The organism is Streptomyces sp. N35, assembly GCF_016464295.1.
Lineage (GTDB): Bacteria > Actinomycetota > Actinomycetes > Streptomycetales > Streptomycetaceae > Streptomyces.
The window spans coordinates 48,850-73,468 of record NZ_JAEIMH010000003.1 but is presented as its reverse complement, the minus strand read 5'-3'; the positions used below and the strand labels follow the sequence as shown (position 1 = coordinate 73,468).

Sequence of the window (24,619 nt, the reverse complement as noted above, 5' to 3'; positions counted from 1 at the left end):
CGCGCGGGCGCGGAGCTGGCATCATCGAGGGCATGTCCGACTTGATCATTGCCGCCTGTGACGGTGCCGCCAAGAAGAACCCGGGCCCCGCCGCCTGGGGCTGGGTCGTCGCGGATGCCGACGGCACCCCGCAGCGCTGGGAGGCGGGACCGCTCGGCGTCGCCACCAACAATGTGGCCGAACTGACCGCACTCGCCGAGCTGTTGGAGGCCACCGACGCCTCGGTACCGCTCGAGGTCCGGATGGACAGCACGTACGCGATGCAGGCCGTCACCACCTGGATCAAGAACTGGAAGCGCAACGGCTGGCTCACCGCCTCGAAGAAGCCGGTCGCCAACCGCGAACTCGTGATCCGTATCGACGAGCTGCTCACCGGACGCGAGGTCACCTTCCGCCATGTCGCCGCCCACCGCGCGGACGGCGACCTGCTCAACGCGATCGCCGACATCGCGGCCAGTGACGCGGCGGAGTCGCAGGAGCCCGCCGGGACGGCGCACGGCAGTACGGAGATCCCTCAGCCGCGTGCCGACCGGTTCACGGCCACACCGGCGGCCGCCCGCAAGACGGCTCCCGCCCGCAAGAGCGGGTTCGGCTCGTCCGGCAAGGCCCCTGTGATCAAGGCCAAGTTCGCCGGCCGCTGCTCGTGCGGGCAGCCCTACGCGGCGGGCGAGAAGATCACCAAGCTGGCGTCGGGCGGCTGGGGGCACGAGGCCTGCGCGAGCAGCTGAGAACCTGGTTCCGAGCACTGAGGGGGGGGGCCGGCGGCGGGGCCCCCCGCCTGGTGCCGCCGGCCCCTCCTGTGCGTTCAGGGCTGCCGCCTCTGCCGCGCGTTCAGGGACGCCGGCCCCTCCCGTGCGTTCACGGCCGCCCGCGGAACCCCCACTCCCCGTGCGGAGCCCGGAACACCACGTACCCCGGCTCGGTGCGCACATAGGCGGCGCCCCTCGGCGCCTGGGCCTTGTCCTTCGCGGCGGCGGGTACATGCACCTCGGCGGTGGCGCCCACCGGGACCCGTACCGTCAGCCGTATCTCCTGGTCGATACGCGACCACGCCACGGCCGCCCGCCCCCGCACCGTGTCCAGCTCGGTGCGCGCCCAGTCGACGCCGTCACGGGCGTCCGGCCGTACGGTGAACGTCCGGTAGCCGGCGTCACCGGGGCGCAGGCCCGCTACGTTCTCGTAGAGCCATTGCACGATGGTGCCGAGGAAATAGTGGTCGCGGGAGCGGGAGTCCGCCTGCCAGTACTCCCACATGGTGTCCGCGCCGTTCTCGAACCAGTGGCCCCAGCCCGGGTACGTCTTCTGCAGCGCCACCGCGCGCGCCACATCGGAGTGCCCGGCCGCGCTCAGCGCGCGAAGCAGCACGCTGGTGCCGAGGCAGCCGGTGTTGAGGTGGTTGCCGCGCTCGGCGATATCGGCGAGCAGTGAGTCCATGACGCTCGCCCGGGCGCCCGCGGGCACCAGACCGAAGGCGAGCGGGATGCAGTTGCTCGACTGCCGGTAGTGGGGGTCCTTGGCCGTGCGGTAATGCCCTTCGGGGCCCAGGAACGCGGAGTTGAAGGCGCTCTTCAGGTCCTCGGCGGCCTTCACGTAGCGCCCGCGCACCGCGTCCTCGCCGACAAGCTCCGCCATCTCCGCGGTGTCGCCCAGCGCCCGGTACAGATAGGCGGTCGCCGTGAGCCGGGTGTCCTCCGGCGGGATCTCGTACCCGGGCGACACCCAGTCGCCGAGCGCGGTGACCGCGAGACCGTCCTGCAGCCGGCCGAGCTCCCAGTCCAGATAGCGGGTAAGGGAGGGCAGATGGTCGCGGGCGATGCGGTCGTCTCCGTAGACCCGGTACATCTCGCGCACCAGGAACGGGTAGACCGTGGTCCACTCCGGCGCCGGTGCCAGCTCCTGGTAGCCCCAGCCGCCGCTCGGCACGATCACCGGGATCTGGCCCGCCGCGTTCTGGCTGTCCGCCAGATCGCCCAGCCACTTGGTGAAGAAGCGCTGCATGCCGAGCGCGTACATCATGATCGGCGTACCGACCTGGGCGTCCCCGGTCCAGCCGTTCTTCTCGAACATCGGCGTATCGGTCGGGATGCTGTGCAGGTTGTTCAGCACCGTACGCCGCATGGCCTGCTCGAGCTGCTCGTAGAACGGCTCCGAGCAGCGGAACGTCCCCGTGTCCTCAACCGCCGAATGCACCACGCGGCCGAGCACCTCGTCCGGTTCGGGCTTGCGCGGCAGCCCGCTGATCTGCACGTAACGGAAGCCCTTGTACGAGAACTTGGGCTCCCAGACCTCCGCGTCCCCGCCGCCCGCGCACAGGTATTCGTCGGTCTGGAAGCGCCCGGGCACATGGCCGGTCTCCGCGTGCACGCTCCCGTCGGCCTTGAGCTTCTCGCCGTGCTTGAGCCGGACGGTCGTCCCCGCTGGGGCCTTTACGGTCAGCCGCGTCCAGCCCGCCATGGTCCGGCCCATGTCCACGAGCCAGTCGTCCCCGTACGCCGTGATCTTCACGGGCCGTACGGTCCCGACGATCTCGACCGGTTCGAGCCCCTGCGCCCGCAGCGCGCCCTTCGGCGCCTCCATCCGGACGGGAGCCCGCCAGTCCTTGTCGTCGAATCCGGCGCTCGTCCAGCCGGCCGGATGCTTCCGTGCGTCGTATGTCTCGCCCGCGTACAGGGAGTTGGTGCGGGTCGGGCCGTGCGTCATCCGCCACGCGCCGTCGGTGGCGAGGGTGCCGCGCGAGCCGTCCTCGTACTCGATCTCCAACTGGCCGAGCAGCCGCGGCTCTCCGTGCCACGGGGGCTTGTGCCAGTTCCAGACATTGGGGGTCGTCATGCCGTAGAAGCCGCGGCCGAGCGTGACCCCGATGGCGTTGGCGCCGCGCCGGAGCAGTCCGGTGACGTCGTGCGTGGCGTACAGGACGGTCTCGTCGTAGTCCGTGAAGCCGGGGTCGAGGACCTGGCGCCCCACGCGCCGGCCGTTGATCTCGGCTTCGTAGTACGCGAGTCCGCTGATGTGGAGGCGGGCGCGGCGCACCGGCTTGGACACGGTGAACGCGCGGCGCAGCAGCGGCGCCGGCAGCTCGGGCGCGCTCACCGTGACATCGTTGTCCCAGGCCCCCTGTCCGTATGGCGCGACCACCACCGCCTCGGGCCACGCGGCGTCATCGAAGTCCGGCTGCTGCCAGCCGGCTTGCTCACTCTGCGCGCAGCGCCAGCCGGGACCGGTGGCCAGTTCGGTGGTGGAGCCGCCGTGCTCCACCAGGAGACGGACGAGCAGACCGCCCGGATTCACGGACGCGCCCCCGCGGTTGGTGGCCCGCACGGCGACCACCACCCGGCCGCCCGACGCGAGCGCGCCGGTCACCTCCGCGAGGTCCCCGGTGCGCCAGCTGTCGGTCTGCTCGGGCGCGTGCAGCACCTGCTCGCCCTGCACGAACAGCGTGTAGTCGTCATCCGCGGTGGCGATCACCGTAGCCTTCGACACCTGGGCGCCTTCGGGGAGTTGGAGCACACCGCGGAACCACACCGTGCCGGGCGGTGCGCCCTGCTCGGTGGCGCCGGGCGCCCAGATCCACGCGGCGCCCTCGAAGGACGGCGCCCGCGGTGCGGCCCCGGCCCCGATCCAGTGCCCCTGCCAGTCCTCGTCGCCGAGCGCGGTCTCCCACCACCGCTCGGCGCTCCACCGGGACGCCGCCCCGTCGCCGTCCCAGACCCGTACCTTCCAGGCGTATCTCGTACGGGGAGCGAGCGCGGGGCCGTCATAGGGCACGCCGACGCTGCGCGCGGAGGCGACCTTGCCGGAGTCCCAGACGGTGCGCGCTCCCGTGGTGACCTTGATCTGGTAGGCGCTCTGTTCCGCGCCCGCGCCGGAAGCGGCCAACTCCCAGGCGAGCCGGGGCTTTTCGCTGTCGGTGCCGAGCAGCGTCGGTGCGTACTCGACCGTGGTGCGCTCGATGCGCAGGCCGCCGCCGCTCCCGCCCGGTGTGCCGGTCGCGGCCAGGGCCGTTCCCTGTCCGAGGCCGGCCATGCCCGTGGCCGCCCCTGCGGCGGATGTCATGAGGAAGGCCCTGCGGTTCCAGGGCTCACCCCGCCCTGTCTCGTGTGCGTCGCTCATCGCGTGCCCCTCGGATTCTCGCGGGTTTCGATGCTTGAATCGTTTCAATCGGATGCCTTCGATCCTAGGTCTCCCGCCATGAACGCCTCAAGAGGCGTGCGGGGATTCGCTCTTGAGACGTCGGCGACCGGAGGCGGGGCGCATGGGGCGGGGCGCCATGACAGGGCCGCAATGTATGGGCCCGTGCGCCATGGCAGCAGGGCGGTGCGGCTTCCTAGCCTCGGTGGTGTCGCGACGGCTGTCCGTCATCAGCCCTCGCCCGGACGACTGCTTCCGCCTATCGAGGGGTGTACTGCGCATGGGTCTGGACAAAGTGATCGACGACGCCGTGGAGGCGGTCGCGGACCTTCCGTACGGCGCGTCGCTGGCCGTGGGAGGTTTCGGGCTCTGCGGGATACCAAGTGCCCTCATCCACGCGCTGCTCGAACGGCGTACCGGCGGACTGCGTGTGGTGTCGAACAACTGCGGCGTGGACGACTGGGGGCTCGGGCTGCTCCTTCGCGAGGGGCTGATCGCCCGGATGACCAGCTCGTACGTGGGCGAGAACAAGGAGTTCGCGCGCCAATACCTCGGCGGTGAGCTGGAGTTGGAGCTGGTACCGCAAGGCACGCTGGCCGAACGGCTGCGTGCGGGCGGCGCCGGCATCCCGGCCTTCTACACCCCCGCCGGGGTCGGCACCCGGATCGCCGAGGGCGGGATCGCCTGGCGCCACCACCCGGACGGCTCGGTGGCGGTGGCCGCACCGCGCAAGGAGACCCGGATCTTCCATGCACGCGAATACCTCCTCGAGGAGGGCATCACGACGGACTTCGCCCTCGTACGGGCCGCGGTCGGCGACCGGCACGGCAACCTCGTGTTCCACGCGTCCGCCCGGAACTTCAACCCCCTGGCCGCGATGGCCGGCCGGATCACCGTCGCCGAGGTGGAGGAGCTGGTGGAACCGGGTGCGATACCGCCCGGAGAGGTGCAGCTGCCCGGTGTGTTCGTGCAGCGGGTGGTGCCGGTGGCGGCCGACGACCCGGCGGCCGAGAAGCGGATCGAACGGCGCACGGTGCGCCCTGGAGCGGAGACCGGGCGGGCCATGGCGCGCCTCGGCACGGAAACCGAACGGCGCACCGTGCGCCCCGTAGCGGAAGGCGGTCGCTGAGATGGCACTCACCCGGGAGCGGATGGCGGCCCGCGCCGCACGGGAGCTGCCCGACGGCGCCTATGTGAACCTCGGCATCGGACTGCCCACGCTGATCCCGGGCCACCTGCCCCCGGGCGTCGAGGTGGTGCTCCAGTCCGAGAACGGAATCCTCGGCGTCGGCCCGTATCCGGCCGAGGACGAGCTGCATCCGGACCTGATCAACGCCGGCAAGGAGACCGTGACGATCGCCCCGGGCGGGTCGTACTTCGACTCCGCGCTGTCGTTCGGGATGATCCGCGGCGGCCATATCGACGTGGCCGTCCTGGGCGCCATGCAGGTGTCCGCCTTCGGTGATCTGGCGAACTGGGTGATCCCCGGAAAGATGATCAAGGGCATGGGCGGGGCGATGGATCTGGTGCACGGAGCGCGCCGGGTGCTCGTGCTGATGGAGCACGCCGCCCGGGACGGGTCGCCCAAGCTCGTGGACGAGTGCACGCTGCCGCTGACCGGCTGGGGTGTGGTGCACCGGGTGATCACCGACCTCGCCGTGCTCGACATCACCGCCGGCGGTCTGCTGCTGCGTGAACTCGCCCCGGGCGTACGGCTCGACGAGGTACGCGCGGCCACGGGCGCCGAGCTCGCGGTGGCGCCGGACCTGATCACAGCGGGCGTGGCGTGACCCGCACCCACACAACTGCCCTGGCCGAAGTGGTGAGTTGACACATTCCTCGGCGCCGAGCGCGGCCCCTACGTTCACGGAAACATTTCGGCCCCGTGAACGAGGAGTTCCCTGTGACGCTGCCCCACCACCGTCCCGCACCTCGCCGGCGACGATCCGGCTTCCTGCTGTCCGCGCTCGCCGCGGCCGCTCTGTCCTTCCTGCTCGCGGCGACCATGCTGAAGGCGGCGCCGCCCGCGCGCGCCGCGTCCATCGAGCAGGTGACCGGCTTCGGGTCCAACCCCGGCGCGCTGAAGATGTACCGGTACGTGCCCGACGGTCTGCCCGCGGGCCGGCCGCTCGTGGTGGCGATGCACGGCTGCTCGCTGAGCGGCACCGGCCTCGCCGCCGGCTTCGGCACCCGTACCGGGTGGAAGGAGCTGGCCGACCGCCATGAGTTCACGCTCGTCCTGCCGGAGACCGGCACCGCCAACAACGCCATGAACTGCTTCAACTGGTTCAAGACTGCGGACATCACCCGCGACCAGGGCGAGGCGCTGTCCATCAAGCAGATGGTGGACAAGGCGAAGGCCGACCAGTCCGCGGACCCGTCGCGGGTGTACGTCACCGGGCTCTCCGCCGGTGGTGGCATGACGTCGGTGGTGATGGCCGCCTATCCCGAGGTGTTCGCGGGCGGCGGTATCGCGGCCGGACTCCCGTACGGCTGTGCTCCGGAGACCAACGAGTGGACCTGTATGAGTCCCGGAGCCGCCAAGTCCCCCGCCCAGTGGGGTGACAAGGTGCGGGCGGCCTCGCCGGGCGGCACCTCGCGCACCGCCTGGCCGACGCTCTCCGTATGGCACGGCACCGGTGACACCACGGTGGTGCCCGCGAACCTGCAGGAACTCGTCGACCAGTGGACGAACGTGCACGGCGCGGACCAGACGGCCGACGTGTCCGACACGGTGTCCGGCGCCGCGCACAAGGTGTTCAAGAATCTGTCGGGCCGGCCCGTGGTCGAGAGTTTCACGATCAGCGGGATGGGTCACGGCCAGCCCATCGACCCCGGGACGGGCGCGGGCCAGTGCGGGCAGACCGGGGACACCTACATCCCGGACGCGAACATCTGCTCCGCCCACCACATGGCCAGGTTCTGGGGCCTGGCAGGCGACGGCGGCTCCACTCCGTCCCCGGACCCGACGACCCCGTCGCCCGGCCCGAGCACACCGGCGCCCGCCGAGTGCTTCACCTCCAGCAACTACACCCACGTGCAGCAGAGCCGCGCCCACCAGTCGGGCGGCTACGCGTACGCCGACGGCTCCAACCAGCCGATGGGCCTGTGGAACACCGCCGTGCGGGCCACGCTGAGGAAGACCGGGGACGACCACTACGAAGTCGTCGCGACCGGGTCCTGCTGAGCGGGTGTGGGCCGGTTCCGCCCTCGGTCTGTGGCCGGCGCCACCCTCGACCCGCCCGCGGTCTGTGGCCGGTGCCGCCACTGATCCGCCCTCGGTTGTGGTCCCGGCCCACATCGCTTCCGGCGCCATCCGCTCCTAGCCTTCCGGCGAGCACCAACCGCCAGGCCTCTGTCCGCAACCCCCTTGTACGGAGCGGCAGTTGAGCCATGCCCTCCGCCCCCCACCGGTATCCGCCCCCCACCGGCATCCGCCACCCCCACCACATCCGCCACCCTTACCAGCAGCAGAAGAGAGCCGACCATGCACCGAAAGCGCCCCGCGGCCCGGTGGCCCGCCGCCCTCGCCGCGGCAGCGGCGGCCGTGATCCTCACCACCTCGTGCGGCAGCCCCGGCAGCAGCGGCTCGACGGGGAACAAGGCCTCGGACCCCGTCAAGGTCGGCCTCGTGTACTCCAAGTCGGGGCCGCTGGCCACGTACGGCAAGCAGTATCTGGAAGGCTTCCGGGCCGGTCTCGACTACGCGACGAAGGGCACCGGCAAGGCCGGCGGCCGCACGATCGAGGTCCACCAGGCCGATGACGCCGGGGACCCCGCGAAGGCGGTCGCCGCCACCAAGGACCTCATCGGCCAGGGCTACGACATCATCGCCGGCGCGACCTCCTCCGGTGTTGCCACCCAGGTCAGCCCCCTCACCGAACAGAACAAGGTTTTGTTCCTGTCCGGCCCCGCGGCCACCGACGCGGTGACAGGGGCGGGCCCGTACACCTTCCGCACCGGGCGGCAGACCACCCAGGACATCAATACGGCGGCGGCCTTCGTCGGCGATATGAAGGGGAAGAAGGTCACCGTCTTCGCCCAGGACAACGCCTTCGGGCAGGCCAACGTCGCCGGTGTGAAGGCGGTGCTCGAACCGCAGGGAGCGAAGGTCGCGCCGCTGCTCGTGCCGGCCGCCGCGAACGACTTCACGCCGTTCGCGACCCAGGCCAAGAAGGCCGGCGCGGACATGATGTTCGTCGCCTGGGCCGGCACCTCCGCCAAGGCGATGTGGACGGCGCTCGGCCAGCAGGGCGTCTTCGACTCCACGAAGGTCGTCACCGGCCTGGACATCGCGGCGACCTGGCCCTCGTACGGGAAGGTGGCCCAGGAAGTCGACTTCCTCGCCCACTACTTCGCCGGTGCCGCGGGCACCGAGGCCGAGAAGGCCATGACCGAACGCGTCACCAAGGCCGGCGGCGAGGTCGGACTGTTCACCGTGGACGGTTTCACCGCCGCCCAGATGATCGTCCACGCGGCCGGACAGGGCGCCTCGGCGGACGAGATGGCCAAGGCGCTCGAAGGCTGGAGTTTCGAGGGCGTCAAGGGCAAGCTCACCGTCCGGGCCGAGGACCATGCGCTGCTCCAGCCCATGTTCCAGGCGCGGCTCAGGAACGGCACCCCGCCCACCGCCGAACTGGTCAAGAAGCTCGACGCCGACGCCGTCGCCCCCGGCGTGGTCGAGAAGTGACCGCCAACGCCCCCACCGCCGCCCGGCCGGTCCTGCGTATCCGCGGGCTCGGCTGGGCGGTCGGCGGCGCGCAGATCGTCACCGGGGTCGAATTCGACGTGGCCGAGGGCGAGTTCGTGGCCGTGATCGGACCGAACGGCGCCGGCAAGACCTCCCTGTTCAACCTGATCTCCGGTCTTGTACGCCCGACCGAGGGCAGCATCGAACTCGACCGCGCCGACATCACGGCCGACCCGCCGCACCGCCGCGCACGCCGCGGACTCGGCCGGACCTTCCAGTCCTCCAGCGTCTTCGCGGGACTGAGCGTCCTCGAGAACGTCCGGCTCGCCGCGGCCGCCCACCGAGGCTCCTGTCTGCGGCTGTGGCGGCGCGCCGCGTCCGACACCGCGGCCCGGGATGCGGCCGTGGACGCGCTCGCACGCGTCGGCCTGTCGGCCCGTGCCGCGGACGTCGCCGGATCGCTCTCCCACGGCGACAAGCGCAAGTTGGAGATCGCCATCCTCCTGGTCACCGAGCCGCGCCTGATCCTCCTCGACGAGCCCATGGCGGGTGTCGGCACCGCCGACGTGCCCGCCCTGACCGAGGTGATACGGGCCGTGCACCGCGAAGAAGGCCGCACCGTGCTGATGGTGGAACACCACATGGACGTCCTGCTCGGCCTCGCCGACCGGGTCGCCGTCATGCACCACGGACAGCTGCTCGCCCTGGACACACCGGCGAAGGTCATGGCCGACCCGCTGGTCCAGGACGCCTATCTCGGGGAGGCGCTGTGACCGCGCTGCTCGACGTGAGCGAACTCACCGTACGGATCGGCTCCTCGCAGATCCTGCACGGAGTCGGCCTCACCGTCGCCCACCAGGGCGTCACCGCGCTCCTCGGCCGCAACGGAGCCGGCAAGACCACCACGCTCAAGGCCGTGCTCGGCCTCGTGCCCCGAACGGGCCGGGTGCGTCTGGCAGATGAGGAACTCTCCGGTCTGCCCACGCACGCCATCGTCCGCCGGGGCCTCGGCTACGCACCCGAGGACCGCAACGTCTTCGCCTCCCTGACGGTCACCGAGAACCTCCAGCTCGCCGCACGCGGCAGCGGCCCCCACCACTACGACCTGGTCTACGACATGTTCCCCGAGCTCAAGACGCGCGGCAGGCAACGGGCCGGCAGTCTCTCCGGCGGGCAGCAGCAGATGGTCGCCATCGGGCGGACGCTGCTCAACGACAACCGGCTGCTGCTCGTCGACGAACCCACCAAGGGCCTCGCCCCGAAGATCGTCACCGAGGTCGCCGATGTCCTGGCGCGCGCGGCGCAGACGGTACCGATCCTCCTCGTCGAACAGAACCTCGCCCTGGTCCGCCGGATCGCCGACCACGCGGTCGTCCTCGAACAGGGCAGCGTCGTGCACACCTCGCCCGCCGCGGACCTGCTCACCGACGCCGACCTCACCCGTGAACTCCTGGGGGTGGCATGAGCACCCTCGTTCTGCTCTCCCTCACCGGCCTCGGCCTGGGAGCGCTGTACTTCCTCGTCGCCTCCGGCCTCTCGCTGATCTTCGGTCTCGCCGATGTCCTCAACTTCGCGCACGGCCTGTTCCTCTCCGTCGGCGCGTACGGCACCTGGTGGGCGGCGGACCGTCTCGACCTCGGCTTCCTGCCCGCCGCGGCCCTCGGTGTCAGCCTCGGCACCGTGGCGGCCGTCCTCGTCGAACTGCTGCTGATCCGCCCGCTGTACGCGCGCCCCATCGACCAGGTCCTCGTCACCGTAGGCCTGAGCCTCGCGGGCGTCGCGCTGCTCCAGTCCGGATTCGGCGCCGACCCCGTGACGTTCCCCAAGCCGGCCTGGGCCGAGGAGACCAGCACGGTGCTCGGCGCGACCGTGCCCAACGACCGGTTCCTGCTGATCGGGGCCGCCGTCGTGGTCCTCGGCCTGCTGCAACTGTTCCTGCACCGCACCCGGTTCGGGCTCATCGTCCGCGCCGGAGTGGAGGACCGGGCGATGGTCACGGCCCTCGGCATCAACGTACGGATCGCCTTCACGGTCGTCTTCGCCATCGGCGGTGCGGCGGCGGCCCTCGGCGGAGTCCTCGCCGGCGTTTATTACGGCGACGTCTCGCCCGGCCAGGGCACCTCGCTGCTCATCTTCGCGTTCATCGTCGTCGTCATCGGCGGCATGGGCTCGGTCGCAGGCTCGGCCCTCGCCGCCGTCGTGGTCGGCCTCGTCCAGCAGTTCACCAGCTACTACGCCGCCGCCGGCGTGGGCGAGGCCTCGGTCGTGCTCGTCCTCGCCGTCGCCCTGCTCGCCCGGCCCGGCGGCCTCACGGGGAGGACCGCATGACCAAGACAGCCGTACGCACCCCACCCGCGCGGACCGACGCACCCACCGCATCCGCCGCACCGCGCCGCCGGCTGCTGCGCCGCGCGCTGCCCTTGGCCGCGCTCGTCGTCCTCGCGATCCTGCCGTACTCCACCCTCGACCTGCCGGCGCTGCTGCCCGGCCCGGTCAACAGCCCGGGCTCGCTCCAACTGCTCGGCGTCTGCCTGGTGTTCGCCGGTCTGGCCGCCACGTACGACCTGCTTTTCGGGCACACCGGTCTGCTCTCGTTCGGTCATGCGCTGTACGTCGTGCTCGGCAGCTACACCGTCAACATCGCTGTCACCAAAGGGGAGTTCACGCTGCCCGCGGCGCTCGCGCTGACCTTGCTCGTGGGGCTGGTCGTCCCGGTCCTCCTGGGCGCCCTGGCCCTGCGCGTCCGCGGGATCGCCTTCGCCATGGTCACGCTGGCGATGGCGCAGGTCGCGGCCATCGCGGTCGCGAGCGACCCGGGGCGGCTCACCGGGGGAGAGGAGGGCCTGTCCCTGCTGCCCTCGGCCGTGCCGGACTTCCTCGCCGGTATCGACAACACGGCCAACCTCTACTGGCTCGCGCTCGGCTACCTGGTGCTCGTGGCCGTCGCGATCGCCTGGCTGGTCGACTCCGAACCCGGACGCGTCTGGGCCGCGATCCGCGAGAACGAGCAGCGCGTGGCGGTCCTCGGCCTCCACCCGTACCGCTTCCAGCTCCTCGCCTTCGTCCTCGCGTCCTTCCTGGCCGCGCTCGGCGGCATGGTCCACCTCTTCCTCATGGGCGGCTCCAGCCCGGGGATCACCACCTCCAGCTTCACCCTCGGCTTCCTTCTCATGGTCGTACTCGGCGGCGCGGGCACCCGCTGGGGCGCCGTCGTCGGCGGCGTCCTGTACGCCTACCTCGACCACCGGCTGGGCGCACTCGGCACGTCGGAGGCGGTGGCCGGCCTGCCGGGGTGGCTGCGGGGGCCGCTGTCCGAGCCGTTGTTCGTTCTCGGGGTGCTGTTCATGGTGGTGGTGTACTTCCTGCCGGGTGGGATTGCGGGGGTGGCGGGGAGGCTGCGGCGCCGCACCCCCGGGCGGTAAACTGCGGCAGAAGCACTTGACCTGCACCAACGCAGGCAGGTAGCCGACCTCCAGGAGTAGCTCCATGCTGCGCACCATGTTCAAGTCCAAGATCCATCGCGCCACGGTGACCCAGGCGGACCTGCACTACGTGGGATCCGTGACCGTCGACGCCGAGTTGATGGCGGCGGCCGATCTGCTGCCCGGTGAGCTCGTGCACATCGTCGACATCACCAACGGCGCGCGCCTCGAGACGTACGTCATCGAGGGCGAACCCGGCTCGGGCGTCATCGGCATCAACGGCGCCGCGGCCCACCTCGTCCACCCCGGCGACCTGGTCATCCTGATCAGCTACGCCCAGGTCGACGACGCGGAGGCCCGCACCCTGCGCCCGTCGGTCGTCCATGTGGACGCCGACAACCGCATCGTGGAGCTCGGCGAGGACGCCTCGGCCCCGGTGCCGGGTTCGGACCAGCTGCGCAGCCCGCAGGCGCGGGTGCCGGTGGCCGTGCCGGTGGCGCGGGGCTGAGATACGTCGACACGCGGGGGCGGGCGGTCGCTGTTCGCCCCCACGGAGAGCCGAGGCGTCCGACGGAGAGCCGAGGCCTCCCACGTAACGCCGGTGCGGCCCGCGACGAGTCCGCGCGTCCCGACGAAAACCCCGTGCCCCACGCGATGCGGCCGTGCCACGATGGCGTGCATGATCAACCAGCGAAAGGGCCATGGCGCGTAGCCGGCCACGTGCAGTCCCGGCGGCTTCCTCGCACGGAGCCACGGAGCGTGAGATCGACGGCCTGCCCCGACAGGCGATGGCCGAGATCCAGCGGCTGGAGCGCACCCGCAACTACCTGTTCCCCGGCGACGTCGTCCGAGCCGTCCTGCGGTGGCAGGAGTACTCCCGCGGGCCTGCCCGCAGACGATGGGCCTACGACAGCGGTGCGGACCTTCACGGGGACTGCTGCGGGGATCCTCTGTGCGAGCGCGAGCTGCTCGACGGCGTCGAACAGGCGCTGAGCCGCCCCGCCGCACGCGCCCTGCGGGCGGTGCTGGCCGAGGCGGATGCGCGCTGGGACCGTTGAGGCGCCCGCGCCCGGACCGGGGGAGACGGTGCGCTCGACGGGGGGAAACGGTCCGCCCGTCCTGAGGGCGGACAGCCCGCCCGTCACTGCGGGCGGACGGCCGGCCCAGCCCGGGGAGGACAGCTCGTCGCCAGGTTGGCAGACTGGGCCGCATGGCAGACACCGTGATCTTCGACGACCGGCCCAAGGGCCGGCTCGAGGCCCGCGCCGAAGGTGAACTCCTCGGCCACATCCAGTACTTCGTGCTCGACGACCCCGCGCCCGCCCTCGTGCCGGTGCACACCGTCGTGGAGCCCGCCCACGAGGGCAAGGGCGTCGCGGGCTCGCTGGCACGCGAGCTGTACGCGATCGCCGCGCGCGAAGGCTTCGCCGTGGCGCCGCTGTGCCCGTACGTGGTGCGCTGGGCGGCCAAGCACCCCGACGAGGCGCCCGCCGCGTCGCAGGAACTCCTGGACGCGGCGAAGGCGGCGGTCGAGGCCGACCCCGAGAAGTGGTGACGGGGAACATCCCTGCCCGTACGGCCCGTTGACCCCGCAGACGACCGACGACGAGGAGCAGGACATGGCGGACCAGGACGACGTGGTGATCACCCCGACCGGCTGGGTGGCCAAACAGGCCCGGACCTACGAGGAGTCGGGGGGCACCAAGGGCACGACGGTGATGGGCGTGCCCTGTCTGCTGCTCGACTACCAGGGGCGCAAGAGCGGGCTGTGGCGCCGGACCGTCCTGATCTACGGACGCGACGGGGACGACTACCTGATCGTGGCGTCCAACGGCGGCGCCGACCAGCACCCCGCGTGGTACCTGAACCTGCGGGCCAACCCCGATGTACGGCTGCGCGTGGAGACCGAGCGCTTCGACGCGACGGCCGCGACGCTCGACGCGGACGAGAAGGAGCGGGTCTGGCCCGCCCTGGTGGAGCTGTTCCCGCAGTACGCCGACTACCGGAAGAAGACGGAGCGTGACATTCCCGTCGTACGGCTGACACGCCAGGCGGACTGAGCGGGCGGGACGGAGCCGAGGCGGGGCGGGGCTGAGGCGGGGCGGGGCCAGAGCGAAGCGGACGGTCGCACCTGCCCTGCCCTGGCGTGGGTAGCACCGGCCCAGCCCCGGCGTGAGTAGCACAGGCCCCGCCCCGGCATGAGTAGCTTCGTCAGGCGCGGGCACGCGCCCCGGGAGACAGTGGACAGGAAAGGCCCTCCGTTCCCCTAGGAGGATCACCATGACCCAGCCGTACCCCGACCCCGTCGGGCCGGGGCCCACACCCGGCCCGTACCCGACGGACCCCGGCCATCCCGGACAGCCCCCGAAGCCGGGGCCGCCCGATCCCGGGCACCCCGGGCCGCCCCCGGACCCGGGCCCCCTGCCCGACCCGTTCCCGCACCCGTCGCCCGATCCGGAGCCGGCGCCCTCGCCCGTTCCGCAGCCGCCGGGCCCCGACCCTGTCCCCGAGCCGGAGCCTCAGCCGGGACCCGCGTCCTGAGCAAGGCCGCAGCGCGCGGAGGAAACCCCGCCGGTGCGCCGAGGGGCGGCAGCCGTCACGGCTGCCGCCCCTCAACTCACGCGCGAGAAGGCCCGGTTCAGGCCGAGACCTCCGACCGGTCCCCGCCCCACAGCGTGTGGAACGAGCCCTCACGGTCCGTGCGCCGGTAGGTGTGCGCACCGAAGAAGTCCCGCTGCCCCTGCGTCAGCGCCGCCGGCAGCCGCTCCGCGCGCAGCGCGTCGTAGTACGCGAGCGCCGCCGAGAAGCCCGGCGTCGGCACACCCTGCCGGGTGGCCGCGACCAGCACGGCGCGCCAGTCGTCCTGCGCCGCCCCGATCTCCTCCGCGAAGCTCTTGTCGGCAAGCAGCGACGGCAGATCGGCGCGGGTGTCGTAGGCCGCGCGGATACGGTCGAGGAACGCGGCCCGGATGATGCAGCCACCGCGCCAGATCGCGGCCACGGAGCCCAGGTCGATGTTCCAGCCGTACTCCTCGGAGCCCGCCTGGATCTCGTGGAAGCCCTGCGTGTACGAGACGATCTTGGACGCGTACAGCGCCTGCTCCACCTTGTCCGCGAAGGCCGCCTTCTCGGCGTCGCCGAGCGGCGTGACCGACGGTCCGGCCAGACCGCGCGAGGCCTCCCGCAGCTCGGTGTGGCCCGACAGCGAGCGCGCGAAGACAGCCTCGGCGATCCCCGAGACCGGTACGCCCAGGTCCAGCGCGATCTGCACGGTCCAGCGGCCCGTGCCCTTCTGCTCGGCCTGGTCCTGCACGACGTCCACGAAGGGCTTGCCGGTGGCCGCGTCCACATGGGACAGGACCTCGGCGGTGATCTCGATGAGGTAGGAGTCCAGGCGGCCCTGGTTCCAGGTGCGGAAGATGTCGGCGATCTCGGCCGGGGAGTAGCCCGCGACCTCGCGAAGCAGGTGGTACGCCTCGGCGATCAGCTGCATGTCGGCGTACTCGATGCCGTTGTGCACCATCTTCACGAAGTGCCCGGCGCCGTCAGGACCGCAGTGGCTGACGCACGGGGTGCCGTCGGCGGCCTTCGCGGAGATCTTCTCCAGCATCGGTCCGAGCGTGGCGTACGACTCGACGGAGCCGCCGGGCATGATGCTCGGGCCGAGCAGCGCGCCTTCCTCGCCGCCCGAGACGCCGGTGCCGACGAAGTGGATGCCCTGCTCGCGCAGCTCCTTCTCACGGCGGCGGGTGTCCGCGAAGTGCGCGTTGCCCCCGTCGATGATCATGTCGCCGGGCTCCAGGAGCGGCGCGAACTCACGGATCACCGCGTCCGTCGGCTCACCGGCCTTGACCATGACGACGAGGCGGCGCGGGCGCTCCAGAGCGGCGACGAACTCCTCGGCGCTCTCGGCGGCCACAAAGGTCCCCTCGTCCCCGAACTCCTCGACGAGCGAGCGGGTCTTCGCGGCGGTGCGGTTGTGCACGGCGACGGAGTAGCCGTTGCGCGCGAAATTGCGGGCGAGGTTGCGGCCCATGACCGCAAGTCCCGTGACACCGATCTGGGCTGAAGTGCTCATGCCTGTAGCTCCTGGGCCTGTTCCGGAAGTGCTGCCGTGACGTCAGTATCGCTTGTGGCACTGCGATATCTTCCCGACAGCCTGTCCGATGATCTGTTGGGGAGTGTTGTCCGTATGGCTTTGTTCGATATGTCGATCAATGAACTCCGCGCCTACCGTGCGGAATTCCCGGCCCCTGACGATTTCGATGAATTCTGGTCGAAAACCCTCGCCGAAGCCCGGGAGCACGAGCTCGACGCGCGATTCGAGCCGGTGGACACCGGGCTCAGCGGAGTCGATGTGTTCGACGTGACCTTCGCCGGTTTCGGCGGGCATGCGGTCAAGGGCTGGCTGGTCCTTCCGGCCGGTACGAGCGAGCCGGTTCCGGCGGTCGTCGAATACATCGGATACGGCGGCGGACGCGGCCTTCCCCATATGCATCTCCTGTGGGCCTCGGCCGGGTTCGCGCACTTCGTGATGGACACCCGCGGACAGGGCAGCGCGGGCTGGGCCGAAGGCGCCACCGCCGACCCGGTGGGCAGCGGACCCGCGTACCCCGGCTATATGACCCGCGGTATCGACGACCCGCACGACTACTACTACCGCCGCCTCTACACCGATGCCGTACGGGCCGTCGAAGCCGCCCGCTCCCACCCCTTGGTGGATGCCTCGCGCACCGCCGCGGTCGGCGTCAGCCAGGGCGGCGGTGTCACGATCGCGGTCGGCGGACTCGTCCCCGACCTCGCGGCGATCTCCCCTGACGTGCCGTTCCTGTGCGACTTCCCGCGGGCGGTCTCGCTCACCGACCGGATGCCGTACCGCGAGATAGGCAGCTATCTCAAGGCCCGCCGCGCCGATCCCGCGCACGCGCTGCGCACGCTCTCCTACTTCGACGGAGTGCACTTCGCGGCCAGGGGCCGGGCTCCCGCACTGTTCTCGGCCGCGCTCGAGGACCAGACCTGTCCGCCGTCGACGGTGTTCGCGGCCTTCAACGCGTATGCCGGTCAGGACAAGACGATCGAGGTGTACGACTTCAACGATCACGAGGGCGGCGGCCCCTACCAGCAGGCCGTACAACTGCGGTGGCTGCCCGGGAGGCTGAGGGCGGGCCGGGACGGCTGAGGGGTATTCGGGCGCGGTTGATCAACTGGGGCGGTTGGCGGCGTACTTGTCGGCGTGGCCGTACTTGTCGCCGTGGCCGTACTTATCGGTGAGGCGGCTGAAGACCCTCTTGTCATGGCCTGTTCGGCACCATTACGTTTGCGGGCCTTGACGCGTGTCGTTTGGGGGAGACCATGCCGGGCCGTCATCGCCGTCACCAGCCCACGAGGATCAACCGCGCCTCGCTGACCGTCACGGTCGGCGGCGCCTCGATGGCCCTGCCGCTGATCGGCAGCGGCACCGCGCACGCCGCCGACGTGGGCACCTGGAACAAGGTCGCCGCGTGCGAGTCGAGCGGCAACTGGGCGATCAACACCGGCAACGGCTATTACGGCGGGCTGCAGTTCAAGCAGTCCACCTGGGAGGCGTACGGCGGCACGCGCTATGCGCCACGCGCCGATCTCGCCACCAAGGACCAGCAGATCGCCATCGCGGAGAAAGTGCTCAAGGGGCAGGGCCCGCGTGCCTGGCCGGTCTGCTCGGTCCGTGCCGGTCTCACCCGCGGCGGAGAGTCCCCGGACATCGAGCCCGCGCAGGCCGCGGCGCCTGGGAAGACGGCGCCTCAGAAGACGGCGCCGCGCGAGAGCGCCCCGCAGAAGAGATCCGCCGACCAGGCGGACACCAAGCCCGAGACCACGCCCCAGTCCAAGGCCGGGCGCACCGAGATGTACACGGTCATGACAGGGGACAGTCTCTCCGCCATCGCCCAGGAGCGCGAAGTGCGGGGCGGCTGGCGGCAGTTGTACGAGGCGAACCGCAAGGTCGTCGGCGCGGATCCGGATCTGATCCTGCCGGGGCAGCGGCTGAACCTCGACGCACAGGCGGACCGGATTTCCACGCGGCCTCCGAAAGCCTCGCCGGACGAAGCCGAGCGGCCCGGGCAGAAGACCGAACCGCCGAAGAAGAAGGCCGAGCAGCCGGGGAAGAAGAGGACCGAGCAGCCCGCGAAGAAGGCCGAGCAGCCCGCGAAGAAGACCGAACCCGCGAAGTCCGACGCGAAGCCGGCGGACAACAAGCCCAGCGGCCAGAGCACGTCACCGCGCCGCACCGCACCCGTGGCCGCCGGCCCCAGCACCCCGTACCGCGCGGCCGGCGGCTCCTGGTCGAGCGGCTATCACACCGGCGTCGACTTCCCCGTGCCCACCGGGACCTCGGTCCAGGCGGTGGCCCGCGGCAAGGTGGTCACGGCCGGCTGGGGCGGCGCGTACGGCTACCAGGTGGTGATACGGCACGAGGACGGGCGGTACACGCAGTACGCGCACCTGTCCGCGCTGGTCGTCAAGCAGGGCCAGACCGTGAACGCGGGGCAGCGCATAGCCCGCTCCGGTTCCACCGGGAACAGCACCGGGCCCCATCTGCACTTCGAAGTGCGGACGGGGCCCGAATACGGCAGCGATGTCGACCCGCTGGGCTATCTGCGCGCGGGCGGCGTCAAGATCTGATCATGCGGTCCGTCAAGATCTGATCATGCGGTCGCAGGGTCCGTCGTGCCGGCGGGCCACGTCGTCGTGGCCGTGGTCCTGCGCGTCGTACACGGCCGCGGGCGGCTGACCGGGGATGCCGGGCAGTGCGCGTACGCTCCGGCGCTCGGACGCGGCGCCGTTCTCGTCCTCGGCGGCGATGGACCGTACGACCTCTTCGGCCGAGAGCGAGGCGGGGGAGTCCGGCACCTGGACGATGTCGGACACGTGCACGGTCTCGGGTACCTGGACGGTGTCCGGCACCAGGACGTTCTCGGGGACGAGCAGGTCGGCCGCGGCGAGATCGTCGCCGAGGCCGTCCGCGAACTCCGCGACGGGCTCCGGGGCGACATCGTCCGACGAGGCCACGATCTGCGTCGTGGACGAGGCCTGGCCGATGCGCTCGGTGGTCAGCAGGATCAGTCCGCCGGCCGCCACCACACCGCAGCCGAGGGCGAGCAGCGTGCCCGTCAGGCCGTACCGGAAGGACTCGCCGAACAGCGTCAGACCGACCGCCGCCGCGACCACCGGGTTCACGACCGTGAGCACCGCGAGCGGCGCCGCGAGGCCCGCGCCGCGGTACGAGGCCTGCGACAGGAGCAGACCGCCGACCGCGAGCACCGCGATCATGATCAGCCCGGGCAGCTCGTGCATGACGCTGCCCGGTGTGAAGTCCACCGTGACGTTCTTGGTGAACACCGAGGCCATACCGAAGGAGATACCGGAGGCGACCGCGAGCAGCACGCTGCGGATCACGGGGTGCCGGTGCACCGCGTGGGCGGCCACCGCCAGTGCGGCCAGCGCACTGAGCGTGGTCACCGCGACGAGCAGTTGCTCGGTGCCGTCCATGGCGTGCGAGTCGCTGGAGCCGGTGAGGGCCAGCATGCCCGCGAGACCGACGGTGGCCATGATCGCCCCGCGCCAGGCGGTCGAACCGGCCTTGCGGCCGACGAACAGCGCGGCCATCGGCAGAGCGAAGACGATGGTCAGCGCGCCGAGCGGCTGGACGACGCTCAGCGGGCCGTAGGCGAGGGCGACCACGTGCAGCAGTCCGCCGAGGCCGTTGAGGATGACCGCGAGCCACCAACCCGTGCTGCGCAGCGGGGCGTACGAGTGGCTGCGTCCGGTCGTGGCGACGCGCTCCTGGACGATCGCTCCACCGGCATAGGCGACGGCGGAGACGAACGACAGGAGCACGGACAACGCGAGGGCACTCATGTGTCCCTCCGGGCGTTCTCGTGCGGCAAGCGGTCGCATTTCATAACACCCACGATGACGCTTTCATTCCGCCCGGTCGTCGTCCCTGAGCACGCATTCGGAGGTACTGCCGTTGGAGTACGCGGAACTATGTGTAGTCCCCTGGGTGGGCTCCGGTGACCTGCGAGGGGAGTGCTCCGTGGGGCGCTCGCGGCTGCCGTGTCAGGTCCGCCGGAAGCGCACCCGGCCGCTGTCGAGGTCGAAACGCGCCCCCACGACCACGGCGGGACCGAGCGCCGGATCGGCCCCGACCTGGGCGACCACCCGGTCGACATGCGCCTTCACCGCGTTGTCGACCCAGTCACCCGGCCCGAAGCGGGTCGCCCGTGCGGCCGGCGCGATCGCGTCCACCACCGGCGCGAGATGTCCGGAGACCTGTCCACCGTCGCGTACCTGTGCGACCGCCGCGCTCACCGCGCCGCAGCGCTCATGCCCGAGGATGACCACAAGAGGTACGCCGAGTTCCGCAACGCCGTACTGCACACTGCCGAGCACCGCCTCGTCCAGGACGTGCCCGGCCGTCCGGATCACCAGCAGGTCCCCGAGTCCCTGGTCGAAGACCAGCTCGGGAGGGACCCGTGAATCGATGCAGCCGAGTACGACGGCGAACGGATGCTGGGCGACCGCCACCGACCGCCGCCGGCTCCGGCCCTCGTGGGGGTGGCGTGCGTGGGATTCGGCATAACGCGCGTTGCCGGTACGGAGCCGGCGCAGCGCCTGTGCCGCGGTACGGGGGACGCGCGCCCGGTCCGCCGGGCGCGGGGCGGGCAGCTGCGCGGCCAGGGGGACGGCGGCCACACCGAGCCCGAGGAAGGCGCGGCGGCCGTGGCGGTGGGGTGCCGTGGAGTCATGTCGGTGCGTGGTCATGGCGTCATGGTGGGGAGCGCGCCGGGCCGCCACACCGGGGACGGTGGAGGAACCCCACCTGTGAGTGACGTACGGCGGCGTACGGCTGCGACCGCACCCCGCTCTGTGAACGCGTCCCACCGTGCGGGCGTCCTACCCGCTCTGCGAGCGCCCGGCCCGCGCTGCGAGCATGAACGCCATGCCCGAGCCCCTGACCCCCGCCGACCTCAGCCTGGTCGCCTCTGTCGGCGGCTTCTTCCCTCTGCGCACAGATGGTGCGGATCGCGAGGGCGGCACGTTCGCCGCGCTCTTTGCGGGCCGGCGCGACCCGCTTGCCTTCCGCGTCGGCAAGGTGGCGTCGGCGATCGGCGCACAGGAGCCCCGTATCGCCGTGTCCATCGCCCAACTCGGCCTGGCCGCTCGCCTGTGGTCCATCGCGCTCGGCTCGGCCGCGCTGCACGGCCGCTTCCCGGACCTGGACCCGGCACGGCTGCACTGGGACCCCGACGCCTCTGCCCCCGACGACCTCACCCTCACCGGAACGCACTGTGCCGGCGCCGGCGCCGCCCGTCCCGGCGTCGCATCCCGCCCCGCCACCCACCTCGCCGCGACCGTCCTCGACCAGTATCTGTCCCCGCTGGCCACGGCCGTGCGCGCCGAATTCCGTGTCTCCGAGGCCCTGTTGTGGGGGAACGCGGGCTCCGCCCTGGCCGGCGCGGCCCGCGAGCTCCACCGCTGGGCCCACCGCACGGGACGTCCGCACGCCGCCGAGCGCGCCCGCGCCCTGACCGAAGTCCTCTTCGAGGACCCCCGCCTGAGCGGCACGGGAACCTTCGCCGGGGCGGCCTTCCGCCGCCGCAGCTGCTGCCTCTACTACCGGATCCCCGGCGGGGGCGTCTGCGGCGACTGTTGTTTCCGTACGCCACCGGGCCCTTCCGCAACCCGCCGAAGTGGGTGACCATGAGGAGGCGCCATCGCCGTACGAGGGACCGCCGTCGCAGGAGCCGGAGGGCTGAGGGTGAAGGTCGGACTGCTCAGCCGTGAGTATCCACCGGACGTGTACGGCGGCGCCGGGGTCCATGTGGAGTTCCTCGCGCGGGAGTTACGGGCTCTGGCCGATGTCCGGGTGCACTGCTGGGGAGAGGGGCGCGAGCCCGGCGTCACGCGGCACGCCGCCTGGCCGGAGCTCACCGACGCCAACGACGCGTTACGGACCTTCTCCGTCGATCTGTCGATGGCCGCCGCCGTCGCCGACCGCGACCTCGTGCACTCCCACACCTGGTACGCCAACCTCGCCGGACACCTGGCCAAGCTGCTGTACGGCATCCCGCACGTGATGACCTCGCACTCCCTGGAGCCCCTGCGCCCGTGGAAGGCCGAACAGCTCGGCGGCGGCTACGCGTTGTCGTGCTGGGCCGAGCGGACCGCGATCGAGACGGCCGACGCGGTGATCGCCGTGTCGCACGGGATGCGGACCGACATCCTGGAGAGCTATCCGGCGATCGACCCGGACCGTGTGCACGTCGTCCACAACGGCATCGACACCGCCCTGTACCGCCCCGCCCCCTCGCCCGACGCGCTGCTGCGGCACGGGATCGACCCCGCAAGGCCGTACGTCCTGTTCGTCGGCCGGATCACCCGCCAAAAGGGCGTGCCCCATCTGCTGCGCGCAGCAAGGCAGTTGGACCCCGACATCCAGCTGGTCCTGTGCGCGGGCGCCCCGGACACCCCCGAGATCGACCGCGAGTTCCGCGCCCTCTTCGAAGAGCTCAGGGGCACCCGCTCAGGCGTGCACTGGATCCCGGAGATGCTGCCGCGGCCCGAGGTCATCCATCTCCTCACGCACGCGGCCGTGTTCGCCTGCCCCTCGGTGTACGAGCCGCTCGGCATCGTCAACCTGGAGGCGATGGCCTGCGCGACGCCCGTGGTGGCCTCGAAGGTCGGCGGGATACCCGAGGTGGTCACGGAGGACACCGGGCTGCTCGTGCCGTACGACGAGAAGGACACGGCCGGATTCGAGTACGCGCTCGGCTTCGCGCTCAACGGCCTCGTACGGGACACCGGGCTCGCGGCCCGGATGGGCGCGGCCGGACGGCAGCGGGCCGTCGGCGAATTCGGCTGGGACGCGGTGGCGCGACGGACGGCGGAGTTGTACGAGGCGGTACTGCACGGTCGTACGAGGCAGTGAAGTCGGCGAACTTGGGGGCGGCGATGCGTGGCGGACCTTCGGTGCTCGGAATAGTCCTGGCAGGTGGGGAGGGCAAGCGGCTGATGCCGCTGACGGCCGACCGTGCGAAACCGGCGGTCACCTTCGGAGGCATGTACCGCCTCGTCGACTTCGTGCTGTCCAACCTCGTGAACGGGGACATCCTCAGGATCTGCGTGCTGACCCAGTACAAGTCGCACTCCCTGGACCGGCATGTGACGACGACCTGGCGGATGTCCAGCCTGCTCGGCAACTACGTCACTCCCGTGCCGGCCCAGCAGCGCCTCGGCCCGCGCTGGTTCTCCGGCAGCGCGGACGCCATCCTGCAGTCCCTCAACCTCGTCCATGACGAACAGCCGGACTACATCGCGGTGTTCGGCGCCGACCACGTGTACCGCATGGACCCGCGCCAGATGCTCAACCAGCACATCGAGTCCGGGGCCGGCGTCACGGTCGCGGGCATACGGGTGCCGCGCGCCGAGGCCTCGTCCTTCGGCATCATCACCCCGGCCAAGGACCGCACTCGCGTCGACCAGTTCCTGGAGAAGCCCTCGGACCCGCCCGGTCTGCCCGGCAGCCCCAACGAGGTCTTCGCCTCCATGGGCAACTACCTGTTCACCACCAAGACGCTCGTCGACGCCCTGCAGAAGGACGCCGAGGATCCCCGGTCCAAGCACGACATGGGCGGCTCGATCCTGCCCATGCTCACCGACCGCGGGGTCGCCCAGCTCTACGACTTCGACGACAACCACGTCCCCGGCGAGACCGGCCGCGACCACGGCTACTGGCGCGACGTCGGCACCCTCGACGCGTACTACGAAGCCCATATGGACCTGATTTCGGACCACCCGGTCTTCAACCTCTACAACCGCCGCTGGCCCATCTACACCCACCCCGGCCAGCTGCCGCCCGCCAAGTTCGTGGCCGGCGGGATCGCGGGGGAGTCCATCGTCAGCCCCGGCTGTGTGATCAGCGGCCAGGTCACCGGCTCGGTGCTCTCCCCGGGCGTGGTGGTGGAGGCCGGTGCGGTCGTGCAGGGTTCGGTGCTGCACGACAACGTACGGGTGGGGCGCGGCGCGGTCGTACGGGGCGCCGTACTGGACAAGAACGTGGACGTCCCGCCCGGCGCGACCATCGGCGTCAACCCCGAGCGGGACCAGGAGCTCTACACGGTCTCCAAGGGCGGGGTGATCGCCCTGGGCAAGGGCCAGCGGGTCGAATAGCCGCTTCCCGTACGGGGCTTCGGCCCTCACGGGACTCGCTGCGACGCGCCGGCATGCGCAGTTGCCGGCCACGGACCTCTCGGTCGACCAGGTGGTGAGCCGTGCGCAGAGCCCGTGTCACCCGGCACACAGCTCGCGTCCCCCGGCTCACAGCCCGGCGTCCCCCGGC

The 24,619-nt window shown here is 71.4% G+C and carries 22 protein-coding genes; 18 read left to right on the top strand and 4 right to left on the bottom strand.

Annotated features, from left to right (window positions below):
- The first annotated feature begins 32 nt into the window (after positions 1–32).
- A complete protein-coding gene (locus JAO81_RS02210; protein WP_199546005.1) occupies positions 33–728 on the top strand; it encodes a ribonuclease H in 696 nt (231 codons plus the stop codon).
- A gap of 130 nt (positions 729–858) precedes the next feature.
- Here the strand turns inward: JAO81_RS02210 and JAO81_RS02205 are convergent, their stop codons facing one another.
- Positions 859–4,110: a family 78 glycoside hydrolase catalytic domain gene (locus JAO81_RS02205; RefSeq protein WP_199546004.1), complete on the bottom strand. Its 3,252-nt coding sequence runs from the start codon at positions 4,108–4,110 to the stop codon at positions 859–861.
- Positions 4,111–4,408: 298 nt separating this feature from the next.
- Between JAO81_RS02205 and JAO81_RS02200 the strand changes: the two genes are divergently transcribed.
- From JAO81_RS02200 to JAO81_RS02145, 12 genes are all read left to right on the top strand, one after another.
- The gene (locus JAO81_RS02200; RefSeq protein WP_199546003.1) at positions 4,409–5,257 is read left to right on the top strand and encodes a CoA transferase subunit A; all 849 of its coding nucleotides are present in this window, start codon (positions 4,409–4,411) and stop codon (positions 5,255–5,257) included.
- Between the two features lies 1 nt (position 5,258).
- Positions 5,259–5,918 carry a 3-oxoacid CoA-transferase subunit B gene (locus JAO81_RS02195; protein ID WP_199546002.1) on the top strand — a complete coding sequence of 220 codons (660 nt, stop codon included), beginning with the start codon at positions 5,259–5,261 and terminating at the stop codon, positions 5,916–5,918.
- Between the two features lie 113 nt (positions 5,919–6,031).
- Complete coding sequence (locus JAO81_RS02190; protein WP_307813111.1) at positions 6,032–7,315, top strand: PHB depolymerase family esterase; 1,284 nt, start codon at positions 6,032–6,034, stop codon at positions 7,313–7,315.
- A 300-nt stretch (positions 7,316–7,615) separates the two neighbouring features.
- Positions 7,616–8,818 carry a substrate-binding domain-containing protein gene (locus JAO81_RS02185; protein ID WP_199546001.1) on the top strand — a complete coding sequence of 401 codons (1,203 nt, stop codon included), beginning with the start codon at positions 7,616–7,618 and terminating at the stop codon, positions 8,816–8,818.
- Positions 8,815–9,591: an ABC transporter ATP-binding protein gene (locus JAO81_RS02180; protein WP_199546000.1), complete on the top strand. Its 777-nt coding sequence runs from the start codon at positions 8,815–8,817 to the stop codon at positions 9,589–9,591. The genes JAO81_RS02185 and JAO81_RS02180 overlap by 4 nt, the downstream gene beginning before the upstream one ends.
- On the top strand, positions 9,588–10,283 hold the full coding sequence (locus JAO81_RS02175; protein ID WP_199545999.1) for an ABC transporter ATP-binding protein: 696 nt from the start codon (positions 9,588–9,590) through the stop codon (positions 10,281–10,283). The genes JAO81_RS02180 and JAO81_RS02175 overlap by 4 nt, the downstream gene beginning before the upstream one ends.
- Positions 10,280–11,146: a branched-chain amino acid ABC transporter permease gene (locus tag JAO81_RS02170; protein WP_199545998.1), complete on the top strand. Its 867-nt coding sequence runs from the start codon at positions 10,280–10,282 to the stop codon at positions 11,144–11,146. The genes JAO81_RS02175 and JAO81_RS02170 overlap by 4 nt, the downstream gene beginning before the upstream one ends.
- Positions 11,143–12,240 carry a branched-chain amino acid ABC transporter permease gene (locus JAO81_RS02165; RefSeq protein ID WP_199545997.1) on the top strand — a complete coding sequence of 366 codons (1,098 nt, stop codon included), beginning with the start codon at positions 11,143–11,145 and terminating at the stop codon, positions 12,238–12,240. The genes JAO81_RS02170 and JAO81_RS02165 overlap by 4 nt, the downstream gene beginning before the upstream one ends.
- Positions 12,241–12,304: 64 nt before the next feature.
- Entirely contained in the window at positions 12,305–12,748 is a 444-nt protein-coding gene (gene panD / locus JAO81_RS02160) for an aspartate 1-decarboxylase (protein WP_199545996.1), read from the top strand.
- Between the two features lie 193 nt (positions 12,749–12,941).
- The gene (locus JAO81_RS02155) at positions 12,942–13,298 is read left to right on the top strand and encodes a hypothetical protein (protein ID WP_233414818.1); all 357 of its coding nucleotides are present in this window, start codon (positions 12,942–12,944) and stop codon (positions 13,296–13,298) included.
- Positions 13,299–13,450: 152 nt separating this feature from the next.
- Positions 13,451–13,795, top strand: coding sequence for a GNAT family N-acetyltransferase (locus tag JAO81_RS02150; RefSeq protein WP_199545995.1), 345 nt, complete (start codon positions 13,451–13,453; stop codon positions 13,793–13,795).
- Between the two features lie 64 nt (positions 13,796–13,859).
- Positions 13,860–14,300, top strand: coding sequence for a nitroreductase family deazaflavin-dependent oxidoreductase (locus JAO81_RS02145; RefSeq protein WP_199545994.1), 441 nt, complete (start codon positions 13,860–13,862; stop codon positions 14,298–14,300).
- 578 nt (positions 14,301–14,878) lie between these two features.
- Here the strand turns inward: JAO81_RS02145 and gndA are convergent.
- Positions 14,879–16,318: an NADP-dependent phosphogluconate dehydrogenase gene (gene gndA, locus JAO81_RS02140; protein ID WP_199545993.1), complete on the bottom strand. Its 1,440-nt coding sequence runs from the start codon at positions 16,316–16,318 to the stop codon at positions 14,879–14,881.
- Positions 16,319–16,432: 114 nt separating this feature from the next.
- On the opposite strand from gndA, the gene JAO81_RS02135 reads away from it, so the two are divergent.
- Both JAO81_RS02135 and JAO81_RS02130 read left to right on the top strand, forming a co-directional pair.
- Positions 16,433–17,419: an acetylxylan esterase gene (locus JAO81_RS02135; RefSeq protein ID WP_199545992.1), complete on the top strand. Its 987-nt coding sequence runs from the start codon at positions 16,433–16,435 to the stop codon at positions 17,417–17,419.
- Between the two features lie 173 nt (positions 17,420–17,592).
- On the top strand, positions 17,593–18,900 hold the full coding sequence (locus tag JAO81_RS02130; protein WP_199545991.1) for a transglycosylase family protein: 1,308 nt from the start codon (positions 17,593–17,595) through the stop codon (positions 18,898–18,900).
- Between the two features lie 12 nt (positions 18,901–18,912).
- Here the strand turns inward: JAO81_RS02130 and JAO81_RS02125 are convergent, their stop codons facing one another.
- Positions 18,913–20,136 (bottom strand): DMT family transporter, encoded by a 1,224-nt coding sequence (locus JAO81_RS02125; protein WP_199545990.1) that lies wholly within the window; start codon positions 20,134–20,136, stop codon positions 18,913–18,915.
- Positions 20,137–20,337: 201 nt separating this feature from the next.
- On the bottom strand, positions 20,338–21,042 hold the full coding sequence (locus JAO81_RS02120; protein WP_199545989.1) for a carbonic anhydrase: 705 nt from the start codon (positions 21,040–21,042) through the stop codon (positions 20,338–20,340).
- Between the two features lie 178 nt (positions 21,043–21,220).
- On the opposite strand from JAO81_RS02120, the gene JAO81_RS02115 reads away from it, so the two are divergent.
- From JAO81_RS02115 to glgC, 3 genes are read left to right on the top strand one after another with little or no spacing between them, the layout of a single operon-like run.
- The gene (locus JAO81_RS02115; RefSeq protein WP_233414817.1) at positions 21,221–21,979 is read left to right on the top strand and encodes a (2Fe-2S)-binding protein; all 759 of its coding nucleotides are present in this window, start codon (positions 21,221–21,223) and stop codon (positions 21,977–21,979) included.
- Between the two features lie 60 nt (positions 21,980–22,039).
- Positions 22,040–23,209 carry a glycogen synthase gene (gene glgA, locus JAO81_RS02110; RefSeq protein ID WP_199545987.1) on the top strand — a complete coding sequence of 390 codons (1,170 nt, stop codon included), beginning with the start codon at positions 22,040–22,042 and terminating at the stop codon, positions 23,207–23,209.
- A gap of 23 nt (positions 23,210–23,232) precedes the next feature.
- Entirely contained in the window at positions 23,233–24,450 is a 1,218-nt protein-coding gene (gene glgC / locus JAO81_RS02105; protein ID WP_199546095.1) for a glucose-1-phosphate adenylyltransferase, read from the top strand.
- Positions 24,451–24,619 lie beyond the last annotated feature (169 nt).

Excerpts from the sequence above, each read along its gene's own strand:
- JAO81_RS02205 (WP_199546004.1), bottom strand. The coding sequence starts at position 4,110 with ATGAGCGACGCACACGAGACAGGGCGGGGTGAGCCCTGGAACCGCAGG.
- gndA (WP_199545993.1), bottom strand. The coding sequence starts at position 16,318 with ATGAGCACTTCAGCCCAGATCGGTGTCACGGGACTTGCGGTCATGGGC.
- JAO81_RS02130 (WP_199545991.1), top strand. The coding sequence starts at position 17,593 with ATGCCGGGCCGTCATCGCCGTCACCAGCCCACGAGGATCAACCGCGCC.
- JAO81_RS02120 (WP_199545989.1), bottom strand. The coding sequence starts at position 21,042 with ATGACCACGCACCGACATGACTCCACGGCACCCCACCGCCACGGCCGC.
- glgC (WP_199546095.1), top strand. The coding sequence starts at position 23,233 with ATGCGTGGCGGACCTTCGGTGCTCGGAATAGTCCTGGCAGGTGGGGAG.
- JAO81_RS02170 (WP_199545998.1), top strand. The coding sequence starts at position 10,280 with ATGAGCACCCTCGTTCTGCTCTCCCTCACCGGCCTCGGCCTGGGAGCG.
- JAO81_RS02145 (WP_199545994.1), top strand. The coding sequence starts at position 13,860 with ATGGCGGACCAGGACGACGTGGTGATCACCCCGACCGGCTGGGTGGCC.
- JAO81_RS02115 (WP_233414817.1), top strand. The coding sequence starts at position 21,221 with ATGCCCGAGCCCCTGACCCCCGCCGACCTCAGCCTGGTCGCCTCTGTC.
- panD (WP_199545996.1), top strand. The coding sequence starts at position 12,305 with ATGCTGCGCACCATGTTCAAGTCCAAGATCCATCGCGCCACGGTGACC.
- JAO81_RS02150 (WP_199545995.1), top strand. The coding sequence starts at position 13,451 with ATGGCAGACACCGTGATCTTCGACGACCGGCCCAAGGGCCGGCTCGAG.
- JAO81_RS02135 (WP_199545992.1), top strand. The coding sequence starts at position 16,433 with ATGGCTTTGTTCGATATGTCGATCAATGAACTCCGCGCCTACCGTGCG.
- JAO81_RS02200 (WP_199546003.1), top strand. The coding sequence starts at position 4,409 with ATGGGTCTGGACAAAGTGATCGACGACGCCGTGGAGGCGGTCGCGGAC.
- JAO81_RS02195 (WP_199546002.1), top strand. The coding sequence starts at position 5,259 with ATGGCACTCACCCGGGAGCGGATGGCGGCCCGCGCCGCACGGGAGCTG.
- JAO81_RS02125 (WP_199545990.1), bottom strand. The coding sequence starts at position 20,136 with ATGAGTGCCCTCGCGTTGTCCGTGCTCCTGTCGTTCGTCTCCGCCGTC.
- JAO81_RS02185 (WP_199546001.1), top strand. The coding sequence starts at position 7,616 with ATGCACCGAAAGCGCCCCGCGGCCCGGTGGCCCGCCGCCCTCGCCGCG.
- JAO81_RS02210 (WP_199546005.1), top strand. The coding sequence starts at position 33 with ATGTCCGACTTGATCATTGCCGCCTGTGACGGTGCCGCCAAGAAGAAC.
- JAO81_RS02165 (WP_199545997.1), top strand. The coding sequence starts at position 11,143 with ATGACCAAGACAGCCGTACGCACCCCACCCGCGCGGACCGACGCACCC.
- JAO81_RS02155 (WP_233414818.1), top strand. The coding sequence starts at position 12,942 with ATGGCGCGTAGCCGGCCACGTGCAGTCCCGGCGGCTTCCTCGCACGGA.